This window comes from Vibrio sabulosilitoris, assembly GCF_055391395.1.
This window is the reverse complement of sequence record NZ_AP029599.1, coordinates 1,699,196-1,715,745: the sequence shown is the minus strand read 5'-3', so window position 1 is coordinate 1,715,745 and position 16,550 is coordinate 1,699,196. Positions and strand designations below refer to the sequence as shown.

The 16,550-nt window shown below is 46.5% G+C and carries 13 protein-coding genes; 3 read left to right on the top strand and 10 right to left on the bottom strand.

Translation table 11 applies throughout. The features are described 5' to 3' along the window. The first annotated feature begins 75 nt into the window (after positions 1 to 75). Positions 76 to 639 carry a hypothetical protein gene (locus tag ACZ5R2_RS08135; RefSeq protein WP_464901787.1) on the top strand — a complete coding sequence of 188 codons (564 nt, stop codon included), beginning with the start codon at positions 76 to 78 and terminating at the stop codon, positions 637 to 639. 416 nt (positions 640 to 1,055) lie between these two features. Beyond that, entirely contained in the window at positions 1,056 to 2,678 is a 1,623-nt protein-coding gene (locus ACZ5R2_RS08130; RefSeq protein ID WP_464901786.1) for an IS1634 family transposase, read from the top strand. A gap of 65 nt (positions 2,679 to 2,743) precedes the next feature. Here the strand turns inward: ACZ5R2_RS08130 and istB are convergent, their stop codons facing one another. The 4 genes from istB to ACZ5R2_RS08110 all read right to left on the bottom strand — a co-directional run bounded on the left by istB (position 2,744) and on the right by ACZ5R2_RS08110 (position 7,029). After that, positions 2,744 to 3,484 carry an IS21-like element helper ATPase IstB gene (gene istB / locus ACZ5R2_RS08125; protein WP_464899540.1) on the bottom strand — a complete coding sequence of 247 codons (741 nt, stop codon included), beginning with the start codon at positions 3,482 to 3,484 and terminating at the stop codon, positions 2,744 to 2,746. A 9-nt stretch (positions 3,485 to 3,493) separates the two neighbouring features. Beyond that, complete coding sequence (istA, locus tag ACZ5R2_RS08120; protein ID WP_464899541.1) at positions 3,494 to 5,026, bottom strand: IS21 family transposase; 1,533 nt, start codon at positions 5,024 to 5,026, stop codon at positions 3,494 to 3,496. A gap of 272 nt (positions 5,027 to 5,298) precedes the next feature. Further along, the gene (locus ACZ5R2_RS08115) at positions 5,299 to 5,733 is read right to left on the bottom strand and encodes a hypothetical protein (protein ID WP_464901785.1); all 435 of its coding nucleotides are present in this window, start codon (positions 5,731 to 5,733) and stop codon (positions 5,299 to 5,301) included. Between the two features lie 174 nt (positions 5,734 to 5,907). Further along, entirely contained in the window at positions 5,908 to 7,029 is a 1,122-nt protein-coding gene (locus ACZ5R2_RS08110; RefSeq protein WP_464899922.1) for an ISAs1 family transposase, read from the bottom strand. Between the two features lie 41 nt (positions 7,030 to 7,070). Between ACZ5R2_RS08110 and ACZ5R2_RS08105 the strand changes: the two genes are divergently transcribed. Further along, positions 7,071 to 7,547, top strand: a complete 477-nt coding sequence (locus ACZ5R2_RS08105; RefSeq protein WP_464901784.1) for a DMT family transporter — start codon at positions 7,071 to 7,073, stop codon at positions 7,545 to 7,547. A gap of 261 nt (positions 7,548 to 7,808) precedes the next feature. Here the strand turns inward: ACZ5R2_RS08105 and ACZ5R2_RS08100 are convergent, their stop codons facing one another. From ACZ5R2_RS08100 to ACZ5R2_RS08075, 6 genes are all read right to left on the bottom strand, one after another. Continuing rightward, positions 7,809 to 8,345: a GNAT family N-acetyltransferase gene (locus ACZ5R2_RS08100; RefSeq protein WP_464901783.1), complete on the bottom strand. Its 537-nt coding sequence runs from the start codon at positions 8,343 to 8,345 to the stop codon at positions 7,809 to 7,811. Positions 8,346 to 8,684: 339 nt separating this feature from the next. Further along, a complete protein-coding gene (locus ACZ5R2_RS08095; RefSeq protein WP_464901782.1) occupies positions 8,685 to 9,143 on the bottom strand; it encodes an outer membrane beta-barrel protein in 459 nt (152 codons plus the stop codon). 139 nt (positions 9,144 to 9,282) lie between these two features. After that, complete coding sequence (gene hrpA / locus ACZ5R2_RS08090; RefSeq protein WP_464901781.1) at positions 9,283 to 13,218, bottom strand: ATP-dependent RNA helicase HrpA; 3,936 nt, start codon at positions 13,216 to 13,218, stop codon at positions 9,283 to 9,285. Between the two features lie 148 nt (positions 13,219 to 13,366). Continuing rightward, entirely contained in the window at positions 13,367 to 14,713 is a 1,347-nt protein-coding gene (locus ACZ5R2_RS08085; protein WP_464901780.1) for a MipA/OmpV family protein, read from the bottom strand. A gap of 613 nt (positions 14,714 to 15,326) precedes the next feature. Then, positions 15,327 to 15,569, bottom strand: coding sequence for a hypothetical protein (locus ACZ5R2_RS08080; protein WP_464901779.1), 243 nt, complete (start codon positions 15,567 to 15,569; stop codon positions 15,327 to 15,329). A 367-nt stretch (positions 15,570 to 15,936) separates the two neighbouring features. Continuing rightward, entirely contained in the window at positions 15,937 to 16,467 is a 531-nt protein-coding gene (locus ACZ5R2_RS08075; RefSeq protein WP_438460017.1) for a 3'-5' exonuclease, read from the bottom strand. Positions 16,468 to 16,550: the final 83 nt, after the last annotated feature.

Genomic DNA, 16,550 nt, shown 5'->3' with positions numbered 1-16,550 from the left:
AGTTGACAACTGTGCCATCATAGTAAAAAAATAGCAGTGAACTAAGGTGTTATTTCAACATATAGAGGGTAAGTAGTGATTAGATATTTAGCTTTTGTTATTTTTACCTGTGCTAGTAATGTCACTTATGCTGGTTACGAATGCTCTAAACTTATAAAGCAATTTTATCATCATGGAAATGAAAATATTACATCGGAAGGTCACTGGATAGAGAGGGAAAACTGGGCTAAAAATTGGTTTGAAGGTGGTTCGAGTTATAATATTAGCGAGTTAGTGGTTGCAATATATAGTAAAATTGAAGAGAACCCAGAGTTAAGATACAATGAAGAGTTTTTCCCTATAGCACTTATCGAAGTAGCGAGTTCAGAAATGGTGTATTGGGATTATCGCAAGTATAAAAAATTAATTAGTCTTATTGATGATGATAATTTAATGATGTTGTTTGATAAGCCATCGATCAACTATAGACCCCCAATCTCTGTCTTAGGGGTGATTACTGTTAAAGATATATCCAACATCTTTAGAGAGCACATATATAACTTAGTCATTTCAAAAGAAAATCTAGGTGTTAACTATGGTGATTTGTCCGGTGAAGACTATATAGATTTTATTGATTGTTGGATAAATTATGCTGGATAAGGGATAGTCTCGAATGCCCTACTAATCTCAAATTACAATGGTCCATGGTATTACTGACTGGGGGGATGTAACACAAATTTTCCCCATAGTGAGTTTCGACCGATCTAACCCCTAGTCCGTGACAGTCTAAATTGACTTACTTTTTCTCATGCCTGTAATCTGAAAAAAGTCAGCTTCAGCTAAAATGACGAATCTTTTGATCGACTTTGTTGATACAGATACCAAAATTCTCAAGCTGCTACACTCAAAGTTAACGTCGGTAGGGGTGTCACAATTGTTATATTACCGTCATTCCGCACCTAATTTTAGAATTAAAACAGTGTGATCCAGTGAACATTTAGCAGTGAAAAGGATGATAACATCTTGACCGCGATCTGCAGGTTTGATCTATTACTGTTATTTGACGGTTTTAAACTATGCCTACTCAGCAACCTGTTATTAAGCGTTTGGATCACCTCGGGCTCATTGCTGCATTTTGTCACGAGATTGGCCTATCAAAAATGATAGATTCAGTCATTCCCAAGTACTCTAATCACAACGTTTCCCATGGTGATGCAGTCTTAGCCATGATTCTCAATGGGTTAGGCTTTCACAGTAGAACATTGCATATGTTCTCTGACTTCTTTGAAACCAAACCCATCTCTAAGTTGCTTGCTAAGGATATTGAAGCGCACCATCTCACCGATGATGTACTCGGCCGAACCTTGGATGCGCTGTATGAGGCCGATGTCTCAGCGCTTTATCAGGTCATCGCCGAACGTGTGGTCGATAAACTTGGCCTCGCTAGCGACTCTGTACACCTTGATATCACGAGCTTTCACGTTGATGGTGAGTATGCGCACGAGGAAGATACCAAGGCAATCAAGTTAGTGAAGGGCTATAGCCGAGATCATCGTCCTGAGCTCAATCAGGTGGTTCTTGAGCTCATTTGTGAAAACCAAGCTGGCCTTCCTGTTTATATGCAGGCGCTTAGTGGCAACACCAATGATGCCAAGGCATTCGTTGAAGTCACTAGTAATCATATCCATTGCTTAAAAGCGGCACAGAATAGTCGATACTTTATCGCTGATGCAGCCCTATACACTGAAGAAAGTATCTGCTCACTTGATGAGCAAAAACAAAAGTTCATTACCCGTGTTCCAATGACTATCAAGCAAGCAAAACAAGCACTACTTAGCCTAGAGCCAGAGCAGTTAAGTAAGATTGTAGATGGCTATTCAGGATGTTGGGTAGACTCAAACTATGGCAAGGTTGCTCAGCGGTGGTTGTTGGTTCACAGTGAGCAAGCAACTAAACGAGAAGAAATTACCTTCTACAAGAACTTAGAGAAAAACATCGCCAAAGAAATCAGAGCGTTGAACAAGCTCAGTAAAAAGCCATTTGCATGCGATACTGATGCTGAGCATGCGCTTAAGGAGTTCAAGGCGCAGTGCCTGTTACTAGGCTTTGAACACTCCGCTATCGTCAAAGCTGCTATTTATGCCAATCCAGGTCGTCCGAAGAAAGGCGATGAACCCTCAGGATATCAGTATTTTATAGAGGCCGTGCCGTACACCGACCTAGAAAAAGTGAAGCTAGCAAAGCTCAAAGTAGGCATGTTCATTCTAGCCACTAATGACATCGGCAACGAAAGTCTGACAATGGCAGCGCTTCTAGATCACTACAAGTCTCAACAAAAGGTTGAGCGTGGCTTCCGTTTTCTAAAAAGTCCCGAGTTTTTGACCTCTTCAATATTTTTGAAAAAGCCCCAACGCATTGAAGCGTTACTCATGATAATGACATTGAGTCTGCTAGTTTATGCCAGCTTAGAGCACAAGATCAGAGAGCAACTGGGACAAACCGAGGAGTTTTTCCCGAGTATGGTTAAGAACAAGCAAACATCGAAACCGACTGCACGCTGGGTCTTCTTGAAGTTCGAGGGAATAGATACCTTAGATATTAACGACCAACGATTCATTACAGGGCTTCAAGAGCACCAAACTCGGCTGCTTAGTTTACTGGGTAAGTTCTATGAAGCGGTTTATTGCGTATTCCGCTGATTCCGGACACCCATTCCGCGTTTAACCGGACACCCTTTTCCCCAAGCTTTTCTCTACCACTATTTTTACTCTACCTGTCCGTTTTGCGCTAGTTTTCTCATGGATTCACCTTTCAGTTCTATGCGGTGGCTATTGTGGATCAACCTATCTAATAGAGCGTCAGCAACAGTGGCATTGCCGATCATGTTGTACCACTCCTTAACCGGTAATTGACTGACCATGATCGTGCTGCTTGTTTGGTATCTATCCTCAAGAAGCTCTAGCAGATGGCCAGCGTGATCTTGGCTCAGTTTCTCCATTCCCCAGTCATCTAAGATCAGGAGATCTTTTCGGGCTAGCGCTTGTAGCTGCTTTTGGTATGTGCCATCAAGGCGGCCTGAGCTAAGGTCGTCGAGCAGTCGGCTGAGGCGGTAATATCGAGCACTGTGTAGTTGCTCGCACGCATGTCCCGCCAAGGCGCAAGCCAGGTAAGTTTTCCCTGCTCCTGTTGGGCCTGTGATCAGAACGTTTTGTTTCTTCTGAAGATACTTACCTGTGAGCAGTTCACTTATCTGTACTCGCCTTAACCCTCGACCTTCTTCATAGATGATCTGGCTAGCAAGCCCATCTAACCTGAGCTTTGCCTGCCGTTTCAGTCTGAGGATCTTAGCTTGATCCCTACCGAGTATTTCACTTTCCAACAGCAAGGTGAGCCTCTCCTCGAAGCTCAGTTCAGCGTAAGTGGAGGCTTGCTCTCGCTGCTGCTCCAACGCTGTTGCGGCATGGCCAAGGCGCAGGACTTTGAGTTGTTCATTGATAGAGTTCATGGTGTGCTCCTAGTGATAACTATTCGGGCCGCGAACATTGCTGTGCTGGATGTCCGGTGTAATTTCTGGTGAGGTGGACAACCGACCCTCCCGATGATTTTGCAGTAAGTTTTTGACGAACTGCAGGTACGGCTTGTGGACGATGAGGGCATCTTTGCAGGCTTGTTCGAGACGCTGCTCACTATGTTTAGTTGATAGGTTCAGCAGCCCTAGACAGCTGCGGGTGGCTTGAGCGGGATGATCTTTAGACTGGAGCAGGTAGCTAATGACTTCTCTCGTTGCGGGACCGATCCTCTCTGCCCAACTCTGTAGCCTCTCCGGTGACCATTTCTGATACTGGTGATTACTTGGCATATGTTCTGTGTAGGTACTTTGGCCACGTGCCCTTGTGCTTGTTGGGTGTTGAGCCACGCATTGACCTTGATGGTAGATCCGAACAAGCTTACGACTGGCCTCTAGTTGAACATGCTGCCCAACCAACTGGTGTGGGACGGAGTAGTAATGCTGCTTATATTCGATATGGTAGTCCGGTCCCACCTTGGCTTGCTTGAACTCTGTATAGAGGAAGCGACCTGCCGGTAGAGGCCGCAGGGCGGGTTTATCAAGCGTGTTGAACAGCTCAGTCCGACTTGCATCTAGCTCTTTCATTCGACGTTGATTCAGTGACTGCATAAGCTCCTTGATAGCCAGATTCAGCTCTTTGAAGGTATAGAAGCGCTCATTGCGCAGCCGCATCATGATCCAGCGCTCAACAACAAGAACCGCATTTTCAGCCTTGGCCTTATCTTTGGGTTTGTATGGTCGTGCAGGCATGACTGCAGTTTGATAGTGGTAGGCAAGCTGGCGATAACTGTCATTAAGCTTCGGCTCATAACGATCTGTTTTAGTGACGGCAGCCTTGAGGTTATCTGGCACCAGCAATGCAGGTACACCACCGAAGTGCTCGAAGGCATTAGCATGAGCCTCTAACCAGTGCTCCAGCCTTTGGCTTTCACAGGCCTCAACGTACGTGTAATTTGAAGCGCCCAGTGTGGCTACGAAGATTTGAGCGTTGCGAACTTCTCCAGTCTCGGGGTTGATGATTGGGATGGTGGGACCACAGTAATCGATAAAAAGCTTATCTCCGGCCAGGTGGCTCTGACGCATACTGCGCTTTTGTTTTTTAAGCCAACGGCGATAGTGCTCACAGTACTGGCTGTATCGATAGGCTCGCTCTTGATGCTCAGCGACATACTCTTCCCATAACAACTGCTTAGTCATTGGAGAACGGCGTAGTTCTTTGTGGATATAGCTACAGTTGGGCATCACCTTACTGGCGCATGTGGTTTTGTCGCGATACAGCACTTGAGCAAGTTGAGCTTCTGAGTGGTTGTCTGGCAACGGCCAACCAACACCATAGTGCTCAAAGCGAGTAAGGATCTCGGAGATCGTTGATCGGCTTACTTTAGTACAGGAAGCGATTTTTCTAAGTGATAAGTGACACTCGTATCTGAGGCGCAATACCTCTTTGATCTTGTCCATAGACGTTCTCTTTTTCGGCATTCTCACTTCCTTGCTGCATTAAAATCGACAACAAAGATTGTGAGGCATTGATTTAAAAGAGAAAAGGTAGGGATTCCGGAGTATCCGGACAGGGTTTCCGCTAAACCGGACAGTGATTCCGGAGTTAGGCCAAAATCGTCCGGATTAAACCAGAACGGGTGTCCGGATTAAAACGGAATTGCTGTCCGGATAATGCCGGAATAGGTGTCCGGTTTGCTCCGGCGCATGCAGTTTATTCCTGAATAAGGTGCGGAATCTCGGTTATAAAGTGGCTATCTATCAATTAGCCCTAGGTTTGTTACCGTACAATCTTTCAATAAATTAACTCTTACAGCTTTGCTTTGATAGCTTGAGGATGAAGTTTTATACCAAAGTTTATAACTATGAAATTTTCCATTAAGAAAGTACAAAGTAATGTAGTGAACTTCTTCGTTACCGTTTACACTCATATTATAAGAATAGTTAGTCCCTTTAGGGATCATCCCTTCTTTCTTGTATGAGGATAAACAGCTAACACCTCCTCTACCTAACCTTCCCTTATAAACCAACCGTTCACCATGAGTGACCTCTACTATCGAACTAGATTTAACATCTTTTAGAAAGCGCTCATAATGGTAAAAATCATCAGACTTATAAATTAACCTAATCCCCACTAGGGTAATAAGTGTAATTAAGAATAATTTTGAGTAACTGATATGTATTTTCATTTGCCCCATACCTAGTGTTTAGATTGCAAAATTATTGACTAATCGAGTCAATGATTTTTTCAGATGTCTAACCGAGATTCCGCACCTTATTCAGGAATAAACCGCTTCATAGAACTTACCCAGTAAACTAAGCAGCCGAGTTTGGTGCTCTTGACAGGGCGACCGCATGAGTGTCTAGTTTTTCACCGCCAGATTAAAACCAGCACTTAATACCGCCTCTAGCATGGCTGTATTCATCATACATCGCTTCTGTTTCCCAACAATACTTAACTTGGTTGGTTCTGCTCGCAGCATATTCAAGCTCATATGGCGTAAGCAAGATAGATTCTCTGCGCCGTTCTCTTTGTATATCTGACACGCGTCTTCATTCATACTCACATCAAGCACCCAATGCATTGACTCTATACCCCAATGTTCTCTGACTGCTGTCGCTGCTTGCTCGGCGCTAAGCTCTTTGGAGCTGATGTAGTAACGATACTCTAGGCCTATTGCTTTTCCTTTCTCAAAGCGGAAGTTTTCAACCATAACAATGCTCTTCAAGCCTTTCCAACGAGAGAAGTTACCTTCAAGTTTGGCACTGTCAAATACATAGCATTGGCGAGACTCTATACGCCCATGCCCGTCTTCAAGCACAATGTCTTCTGCCACAGTTGCTCGCTCAGTTGAGAACGCTTTTTCTATCGCTTGTCGAAGTTTTCCTTGGTTGCACTTCACTGCAAGCAAGTAGTCCCCTCCTTGTTCTACAATGACTTTGGCTATCTTGGTTTGACAGGCCATTGCATCAATGGTGACGAGAGCCCCCTTGATATCGAGCATCTTTATCAGCTCTGGGATTGCCGTTATTTCATTGCTTTTTTGCTCGGTTTTTAGCTGTCCCAATACGAGCTTATTTGATGAGGCATAGGCGCTGATCATGTGAATAGTGCTTGCTCTGTCTTCGCGATTGTAGGAGCCGCGAAGCGTTTTGCCATCTATCGCAATGACTTGGCCGTCGGTGAGTGTATGTATCGACGATATCCAGCTAACGAAGCACTTATGGAATTGCTCAGGTTCAATCGTAGATATTATGCGGGCAATCGTGTCATCGGCAGGAATCCCATTCAAAAAGAGCTCATTGCGTTTAAACCAATCATGGTGTCCGAGAATGTATTCACGAATATCAAACCAGCCTTTTGCACCAGCTATCACGGCACATAGCGAGCCAAAAAGAACTTCAAACAAGCAGTAAGTTACCTTTGCTCCTTGGCGTTGGTCGGTCATCGTTTGGAAATGTTCTTTGAAGTGGTCAATGTGCATCGTATGCTCCCTAAAAAGGGAGTATATGATCACAGGTAGATGTGATCGTCAAATCGATCGTTATTTTGATTATAAAACGTTCACGATCTCACCCTGGGTGTGGTGCTCTGTGGGCATCCTTCACTCTATTCATTAAATATTGGCAACTTAAATCATGGGTCGCAACAGCGATGGTCTCAGTTGTATCAGGTGTGATATGCGCCCCCTTTACTCTAAACGTAATTCAAAACAATCCAATGGACCTATTAATCTATCATGGCGTCTATCAGGGACTTTTCGTCGCTATCATAGCTCTTTATTGTTATTCAAAAAGTGTTGTTGTTTTAGGAGCAGCTAGAGGTGCAGTTTTTGCCTCGCTAGTCCCACCTGTATCATTACTTTTAAGTTTTGTCATTTTGGATGAGTTGATGAGCGCTAATGAGATCATAGGTTCGGCGATTATCTGTGTCGGTATGTTCTTAGCTCTCGGGGTTATAAAGTTCGATCGCTTAGATGCACCGTTCAAGCAAAATAGCTAAATTCTACCGTATTCCCATTCGACTCATTGAACGGCTATTCAAAGTCAAGTGCGCGGCTGTACTGGCGGGAAATGCAAAGTTTTCGGAGATCCCGTGCAGTACTGTTCTGGTATTGGCTATAACTTCACGTATTGCAAGCTTATCAGCGTAACCCGCTGTAGAGTGATTGAACTAGATCAGAAAAGGGCCGGTTTCGAGCTAGCGTTTTAGCTAGCTCGTTTTGGGTAAGCCTTAACTTGCTCTGGTGCATGACATAGCTCATCACCACAGTTCCGGTTTATCAAACGCCTCTACACATCGCGAGGGGCCAGTGATCGACTCTAGGGGATCTTGAGTTAATGATTGGGCAAGCCAGCCATGCGGGTAGCTCAGTTCACAGGGAGCAGAAAACTGCTCGGTAGTAATGTGCTCAAAACCAACTCGGGCGTAAAACGCTGGATCTCCGTAGGTAAAGGCAATAGATACGCCGCTTTCAGCCATCGCTTTTAAACCATATTGAATCAGTTTTTGACCAATGCCTTGGCCCTGAAAATCGGTGTGTATCGCTACCGGAGCGAGCAGGAATGCTATTTTGTCAGATTCAAATCGAAGGCGTGTGAAATAGATAGCGCCAATTAGCTCATCGTTGTCTTTCGCAGCAAACACATAAATATCGTCGCTCTTTGTCTGTTCGATAAGCTCTTTAGCTAGCTGACCTACGACCTTTCCCTCTTCAGGACCTTCCGAGTCGCTAAATGTTAACGTGAAAAGTTGTTCTAGTGATTCAACCTGTGGCTGATTTAAAAGTGTTAAATGCATTTCAACTAACCTGTTTTTGATGATTGAACCAAGGGTAAGCTATAAAGCGATAGACAGGTCAAGCAGGATTAAATCGATCAAACTTCGCGACGCCTATTATCAGTTTGTTATTTGTCCTCCCACGACACATTGATACATTGAGCCCTTCGAAATGAGAGGAGTTGAAGCAATACAGCATAAAAATCACTTCTTGGCCCAGTGATCGTCATTGCCCTGGTTGTTTCCCCTGTGATTGTGTTTTTCAAAACCAAGCAAACCTGCTCGCCATTAGCAAGAATTTTAGAGAATAAAAAAGGGCCTTACGATAAGGCCCTTTTCTACAATGCATAACACTATCGTTTATAGGAAGTTAAACGATGCTGTCAGAGCAAAGTTGCTGATCTCTTCTTTATCAACATTGTAAATCATGAACTCAGCGCCCACATTTACCGGGCCAAACACTTGGTAATCAGCGCCAAAGCCGTACATCGCGTCAAAGCCATCGTCACTATCTGCTTCCCATGAGTGTGCACCTACTTTGCCATACAGTCGTAGTGGGCCAAAGCCGATGCTTGGTCGTGCTGCGAAGTATAGTGAATCAACGTCTTCACCTGCTAGTGAACCGTGAGCGGTGTAGCCTAGCTCCATTCCAACAAATGGCAGTGGAAACAAGCTTGTACCAGCGTGAATGTTGTATGCTGTGTCTGTGTTACCATCAAGGTCTGACTGACCAATAGACACACCACCGTAGACCAAAGAGTTTGCAGCTGCTGATGCAGACATTCCCAAAAGTGCAACTGCCAAAAGTGTTTTTTTCATAATACCCTTCTTTAATCGATCACATGCCAAATTTGGCAATCATCTCTATCCTGTTGAAATTCTAAAGCATTAGACATGCCAACACTACCTAATATTGACTTGCCCAACGCATTTGATTATCAAATCAGCATTTCTTTAGTTAAATGGCCTCTATCGCGTTCTTAACTCGCTTATCAGAGACTGGGTATGGCGTGCCAAGTTGCTGAGCAAAATAACTCACCCGCAGCTCTTCCAACATCCAGCGGATCTCTTTCACTTCTGGCGGCACCATCATGCCTTTTGGGATCTTGTTCAGTAGCTCTTTGTAATCATTGGTCACCGATTCGATCTTGAGCATATGCAGGCGATCTTTATTAGGATCAATCGGCAGTTTCTCCATACGTCGCTCTATCGCCTTCATATAACGAAGAATATCCGGCAGACGCTTCCAACCACATTCGGTGGCAAAGCCGCGGAAGATAAGCCCCTCAATCTGCGCTTTGATATCAGACAGCGCAAACGCCATGGTAAAGTCAATCTTGCCTTTGAGCTTCTTGTTGATATTGAAGGCGGTGGTCAAAATCGTTTCCACCTGCTTGGCAATCTCAACCACGGTATCACCAAGCTCAGCACGAATGTGCTCTTTGAGTGCCTCAAACTGCTCTGGCTCCCAGACAATACCACCCTTCTCTTCGATAAGCTTATCGATACCACATGCAATGCAGTCATCAATCAAATCGAGTACCTTGCCATATGGGTTAAAGTACAGACCCAGCTTCGATTTGTTGGGTAGGTTGCTGTGCAGATACTTAATTGGCGACGGCACGTTGAGTAGTACCAAACGGCGCTGACCGGCCTGCATCGCAAGATGCTGCTCTTGCTCGGTCTCGTACAGCTTGATCTCAACACTGTCTTTGTTGTCCACCAGCGCTGGATAGGCTTTAACATCATAGCCACCGCGCTTCTGCTGATAGACGCGTGGCAACTCACCAAAGCTCCAAGTGTGTAAGCCCTGCTGCTCGATATCATCATCGGCGACTTTCGATAGGGTTTGCTGAACCTTCTCTTTAAGACTCTCTTTAAGCTCATGCAGGTCAGCATGCTCTTTCAGCTTGCGGTTACGATGGTCCACCGCGCGGAAGGTCACTTTAAGGTGATCAGGCACCTGGTCAAGATTCCAATCGTCACGCAAGATCTCAGCGCCACTCATGCGGCGCAGCTCTTTCTCCAGCGCATCAAGCAGCGGCATTTCCATCGGCGTCACACGAGACAGGAACGCATCGGCATAATTTGGCGCAGGCACGAAGTTTTTGCGTAGTGTTTTCGGCAGTGACTTGATTAAGCTCACGACCAACTCATGGCGCAAACCCGGGATCTGCCAGTCGAAACCAGCTGGCTCAATTTGGTTTAAGATCGGCAGCGGAATGTGCACCGTCACACCATCATTGTCGTCGCCTGGTTCAAACTGATAACTCAGCTTGAGCTTAAGCCCGCCTTGGTGCCAGAAGTTTGGATAATCGAGATCGGTAACATGGCTGGCATCGCCTTTAAACAGCATCTCTTTTTCAAAGTTGAGCAGTTCACTGTTTTGCTTCGACGCCTTTTTCCACCAAGTATCAAAGTGACGGCCCGACACCACCTCGGTATCAACGCGTTGATCGTAGAAATCAAACAGCTCATCGTCATCCACCAAGATATCGCGGCGACGTGACTTATGCTCGAGCTCTTCCACCTCTTGCAGTAGTTTACGGTTCTGCTTGAAGAAGGCGTGTTTCGTCTCCCACTCCCCCTCTACTAGCGCACTGCGAATAAAGATCTCGCGACTGACCGGTGTATCAATGTGGCTATAGTTGACCAAGCGTTTTGGCACCACAGGGATCCCGTACAGCATCACCTTCTCATAAGCCATGACGGCAGCACGTTTCTTCGACCAGTGCGGCTCACTGTAGCTGCGCTTGATCAAGTGCTTGGCCAGTGGCTCGATCCACTCTGGCTGGATCTTAGCGATGATCCGCCCCCAGAGCTTAGAGGTTTCCACCAGCTCCGCCGACATGATCCATTTAGGCTGCTTTTTGAATAGGCCCGATGCTGGGAAGATATGAAAACGGGCATTGCGCGCGCCTTGGTATTCATTCTTCTCCTGATCCTTCATACCCACATGAGATAGCAAGCCAACCAGTAGCGCACTGTGCACACCATGGTAAGACGCAGGCTCATCACTGAGCTTAAACTCCATCTCGCGCATCGACTGATGGATTTGGAAATACACGTCCTGCCACTCACGAATACGCAGGTAGTTGAGGTAATCCTGCTTACATTGCTTACGGAACTGATTACCCGTTAGTGCTTTTTGCTGCTTCTGGATGTAGTCCCACAGGTTAACAAATGTCAGGAAGTCAGACTCTTCGTGGAAGAAGCGGCGGTGCTTATCATCCGAGGATTGCTGCTTATCGCTTGGGCGCTCGCGCGGATCTTGAATAGACAGTGCGGAAGCAATGACCATCACCTCTTTTAACGCGCCATTTTTCGGTGCTTCAAGCACCATTCGTGCTAGGCGTGGGTCGATTGGCAAGCGTGCCAGTTGACGGCCAATCGGCGTGAGACGCTTCTTGGTATCCTTGGCGTTATCATTGATTGCACCAAGCTCTTCAAGTAGACGCACACCATCTTGAATATTGCGTTTATCTGGCGCTTCAACAAAGGGGAAGGCTTGAATGTCGCCTAGACCCAGCGCAGTCATCTGCAAGATAACCGATGCAAGGTTGGTACGCAGGATCTCTGGGTCGGTAAACTCCGGACGTGAGTCAAAATCCTCTTCAGAATAGAGGCGGATACAGATCCCCTCCTCGACACGACCACAACGGCCCTTACGCTGGTTGGCGCTGGCTTGAGACACCGGCTCAATAGGTAGTCGCTGAACTTTAGTGCGATAGCTATAACGGCTGATCCGCGCGGTACCCGGGTCAATCACGTACTTGATCCCTGGCACAGTCAGTGAGGTCTCAGCAACGTTGGTCGCGAGCACGATCCGGCGGCCAGTGTGCGCCTGGAAGATCTTATTCTGCTCCCCAGCCGACAAACGGGCATACAGAGGCACGATCTCAGTATCTCGAAGCTTGCGTTTGCTTAGTGCATCTGCGGTGTCACGGATCTCACGCTCACCGTTCATAAAGATCAGGATATCGCCCAAACCTTCATCACACAGCTCATCAACCGCATCGAAGATCCCTTCCATTTGGTCGCGGTCTGCTTCGCCTTCACTACTCAGCGGGCGGTAACGCAGCTCAACCGGGTAAGTACGACCAGAGACCTCAATAATCGGCGCATCATTAAAGTGCTTAGAGAAGCGCTCAGGGTCAATGGTTGCCGAGGTGATGATCACCTTTAAATCGGGACGACGTGGCAGAAGCTCTTTTAGGTAACCAAGGATAAAATCGATATTTAGGCTACGCTCATGCGCTTCATCGATAATGATGGTGTCGTACTGATTCAAGAAACGGTCATGCTGAATTTCCGCTAGCAAAATACCGTCTGTCATCAACTTAATCTGAGTATTTTCCGAGATTTGATCGTTGAATCGAACCTTATAGCCAACAAACTCACCAAGCTTAGTTTCCATCTCTTCGGCGATACGATTAGCCACTGAGCGTGCAGCAAGGCGGCGTGGCTGAGTATGACCGATCAAGCCATATTTTCCGCGGCCAAGCTCAGCACAGATTTTTGGTAACTGCGTCGTTTTACCTGATCCCGTCTCACCCGCCACGATCACAACCTGGTGATTTTCAATCGCCTTGGCGATATCGTCACGCTTTTGGCTCACTGGCAGGATTTCTGGATAATCTATCTTGACTGGGTAGCTGGCGCGTTGCTCAGCCTCCATCATCGACTTGGCAATATCCAAAGCGATTTCATCGAACACCGCGCTACGCGAGGCCTCTTTTTTAATACGGCTGGCACCTTGGATGCGTTTGCTTAGGCGAAAACGGTCGCGCATCATGCATTGATTAAGTGCCTTGCGCAATGAAGAAGTGTTGTTCGCTTGGGCGGATTCAGTCTGATTAGTTTGAGACTGTTTTTCTGGCTGTGACGAAGTCAAAGCGTTACCTATCTTCTAACTCAATAAAATTGCGCGGATTGTATCACAAAGCGAGTCTAAGTTGACTCCTGTAATAACGACAAAACCCAGCTTTCGCTGGGTTTTGATGATAGAAAAAGGCGCTGGTTCACAAGTGACACGCAGCCGACTAAAAATGATACTGCAAGTAGACCATATTGTAGTTACTTCCGCCCTTCATGCGGCCATACTGCGCCGAGGCCTCAAAGATCGCTGAGCGGTGGTGGATGGTGTAGCCAAGCCAAACATCTTTCCATTCTGGGCGATCAAAAGCATCTCCCAAACTGAAATCAAACGAAAAATCGAGGTAGTTAAGTAAACGACTGGCGGTGGTATATTGGTCCTTCTCAACAATCATGTCTTGATATTCTAGGTAGGTAGTGCGATCTACCCAAGACAATCCCTCTGCCACACCAAAACGCCACCTGAATGGCCATTCGAAGGTATAGTAAGCCTTAATCGCAGCAATATATTCGGTACTGGCTCCTTGAACCTCCGATGACCAATGGTGCCCTATCCCTGGGGTGAGGTAGATCTCTATCGGGAAGCCGAACAAGGTGTCGCTCAGCGGGTGGCCATAGAAAATCGATGTCATTTGGTTGTTGAACTCATCTTTTTCAGTTTGGAAACGAATAATCTCTCCAAGGTTTGATAGCGTCCCCCAACCATGGGCAATACGCCAATATGGCTTAGCTTTGACATCGCTGCGCTTGTTACGCTCTGGTTGATTAAACAGACCAAAACCAAGATAGATCTCTCCCTGAGCATTGCTGTCAATCACATCGGCATTGTAGGCATTGTGATCTAGTACAGTAAGGCTGGTCGAGCCCATCAAATATAAGTTGGAAAAGACGTGATAACGCCCCTCAATACCAATGTTGGCATCAACCCCTGCGCCTATACGTTGTTTGGTGAAATCCTCTACCGCATAGTAGTGAGAGTTAAAGCCCGCCGACTTGTAGCGCAGGGTGACACTGGGCTTAAACCACCAATCTTGACTGCTGTATTCAGTAGCCACCTGCCAATTAGCTTGGGCGCGCCCTTCGGCATCAGAGAGGACATTAAACTTGGTGTGTGTCGCCTCGGTTATTTGGTAGGTCAGCTCCGCCCCCATGTCCAGCTTGGCGCTGCCATATTCATGCTGAAGATCCTCCGGCAAATCAATCAAGCGCAAACGGCTCATGATATCGAAACGCCAAGCCGCCAAGCTGTATGCCTTGTACCCTGCGTCAAATCCATCAATATAGAAGTAGTCATTTTCGAAGTGGATCAGAGGTACAAAACTGCTTGTGGTTTCTTTTTTCTCACCGACCGCGTAAGGGACCGTGGCGATACGGTATTGTGCCGACACACCCCAGGTTTGATCGGTATTATCACGTTGAAAAAACGTCGCTTGTTCCTCACCATGCGCTTGTGTGGCAACGGTAAAGGGCAGTAAACTAAGTGCCAGTGTAAGAGGTATTCCCGAGCGTCTCATTGAGCTCCTAAATGTGCTTCTGATGATGGTTTTAGTGAGGCAAAGTATATCAACCTCGGTTTTAGCCTGCGTAAAATCCGTGTGAAACAAACCTAGATACATTGTCCCGGTTGGCTTTATAGCCTATCCCGAGATTGGCGTTGATGCATTACCAATAATATGCAACCAGTTTTACATCGTTTTTGTGTCTTCGTCTACCTTAATAGCGCACTAAACACTGAATCCCGCAAAAGCGAAATTATCGGATCTAACACACAAACTTGCCGCACTGCCAGTGCACTCAGAGCCCAAAATAGCGACCGGCGAGCTATGGCTCCCTGAGCGACTTATTGGTGCCCATCAAGAAAATGATAGTCTATTGCACTCGGTTTTTGGTCATGCTCCGAGTGAAGACTTACTGCCAGAGGGAGGAAGGGGGTTTGTCGAACATGAGGTTGAACTGCTGCGTAAGAAAATTATGTGGTTTTCTCACGAACCATGACGTGTGCCTGAGAAAGCAGATACGATACTTGGATTGATACTCATGATCCACAAAGTTCCAAGCGCATAGGTCATTGAGAGCATTGAGAAGTTACAAGGTTAAAGGATACCCTTCATTTAGTGAGCGTCACTGTCAATCTTGCCGCTCAAAGAAATCACGCAACGACTTGGCGGTGTCCTTTTTGCTTTTTTCGTAGGCATCAAACACTCCATCATCTCGCCCTGATATCGCCAGTAACCCGTAGCTGATCGCGATAAGCATTGTGAGCACCGCTCCCATCATCGCCATTACACCCATCATATCCAATTGGAAAAGCACTAAAAACAGACCACATAAACCGGCAGAAGTTAGCGCAATTTTGGAATTTCTACTCACTAGTAAACCCTCGTGATATCAAGCCGTTATGAATTATCCTATCGTATTGGCGACTAATGTTAGGTGCTGACGGTCACTTTGAGATTGTTTTTTAGCCAACTTTAGGATTTTATGCGCCATACAGCACACTTTGCACTCGTTTGAGTATTCAAACTGAGACCTGAAACACAGGGGGCGAGGTGCGGGGACGGGCTGTGCCCTTCGAGGAGCGAGGAGTTTTGTGCGCGAGGAGTATTACTCGCTCTCCCAACCGGCAGGGGGGGTTAAGCATTAGCCTATATTAAGGATGGGCGAGGAAATTGTAGAGTGCGGGTTATTACTCGCCCCTCGGAACGAAGTGATACCCGCTCCTCGCCCCTACATGCTCTTAGAGCATGGTGAGCGCGAGTTTGGCTAGGTTGTAGGCGTCGACATAGCCCGAATGCTGGCGCCCTTCCCAGTCTATTCCTTTGGCTTCTTGGGCGGCTTTGTGACCAATACGTTTGTCTTTTAGTCGGTTCTGTATGCGATACAAGGTCGCCAGATTAACAAACTCTTTAAACGGCAGCTCGATGCCTTTGTCTTGACACTCTTTGGCAAGGATCAGGTCATCACGACCCCAGGAGGCGTAGATTTTGTTTGCACCGCCGAAGTTTTTAATCATCGATTGCAACACCGAGCTCAATGGGCGGCCTTGCTTTTCTATTTTGCGCGGCGTGATCCCAGTCAACTGGGTACAAAACAGGGAAATCTCATCTTGCTCAGGCTTCACATAGTACTGAGCTCGCTTAACCACCTCTTGCTTGACCAAGTCGATCTCGGCTAATCCAATCTCGATGATCTCACCCGTGGTTCCCTTGCCGTCTTGGTTCCAACAGCACATCTCTAGGTCAAAGCAGACGACGCGATTGTAGTTCATTATTAGCTATCTCTTTCTGGTTGGCAGGGCTCAAAACGTTGCAAAGTCTACCTGAGAGGCAAGAAAATATCGAATCCCTGACA

What these genes read in the sequence shown, in the direction of transcription:
- istB (WP_464899540.1), bottom strand. Translation starts at nt 3,484, where the DNA reads ATGAACTCTATCAATGAACAACTCAAAGTCCTGCGCCTTGGCCATGCC.
- ACZ5R2_RS08100 (WP_464901783.1), bottom strand. Translation starts at nt 8,345, where the DNA reads ATGCATTTAACACTTTTAAATCAGCCACAGGTTGAATCACTAGAACAA.
- ACZ5R2_RS08110 (WP_464899922.1), bottom strand. Translation starts at nt 7,029, where the DNA reads ATGCACATTGACCACTTCAAAGAACATTTCCAAACGATGACCGACCAA.
- ACZ5R2_RS08115 (WP_464901785.1), bottom strand. Translation starts at nt 5,733, where the DNA reads ATGAAAATACATATCAGTTACTCAAAATTATTCTTAATTACACTTATT.
- ACZ5R2_RS08095 (WP_464901782.1), bottom strand. Translation starts at nt 9,143, where the DNA reads ATGAAAAAAACACTTTTGGCAGTTGCACTTTTGGGAATGTCTGCATCA.
- ACZ5R2_RS08130 (WP_464901786.1), top strand. Translation starts at nt 1,056, where the DNA reads ATGCCTACTCAGCAACCTGTTATTAAGCGTTTGGATCACCTCGGGCTC.
- ACZ5R2_RS08085 (WP_464901780.1), bottom strand. Translation starts at nt 14,713, where the DNA reads ATGAGACGCTCGGGAATACCTCTTACACTGGCACTTAGTTTACTGCCC.
- ACZ5R2_RS08075 (WP_438460017.1), bottom strand. Translation starts at nt 16,467, where the DNA reads ATGAACTACAATCGCGTCGTCTGCTTTGACCTAGAGATGTGCTGTTGG.
- istA (WP_464899541.1), bottom strand. Translation starts at nt 5,026, where the DNA reads ATGCCGAAAAAGAGAACGTCTATGGACAAGATCAAAGAGGTATTGCGC.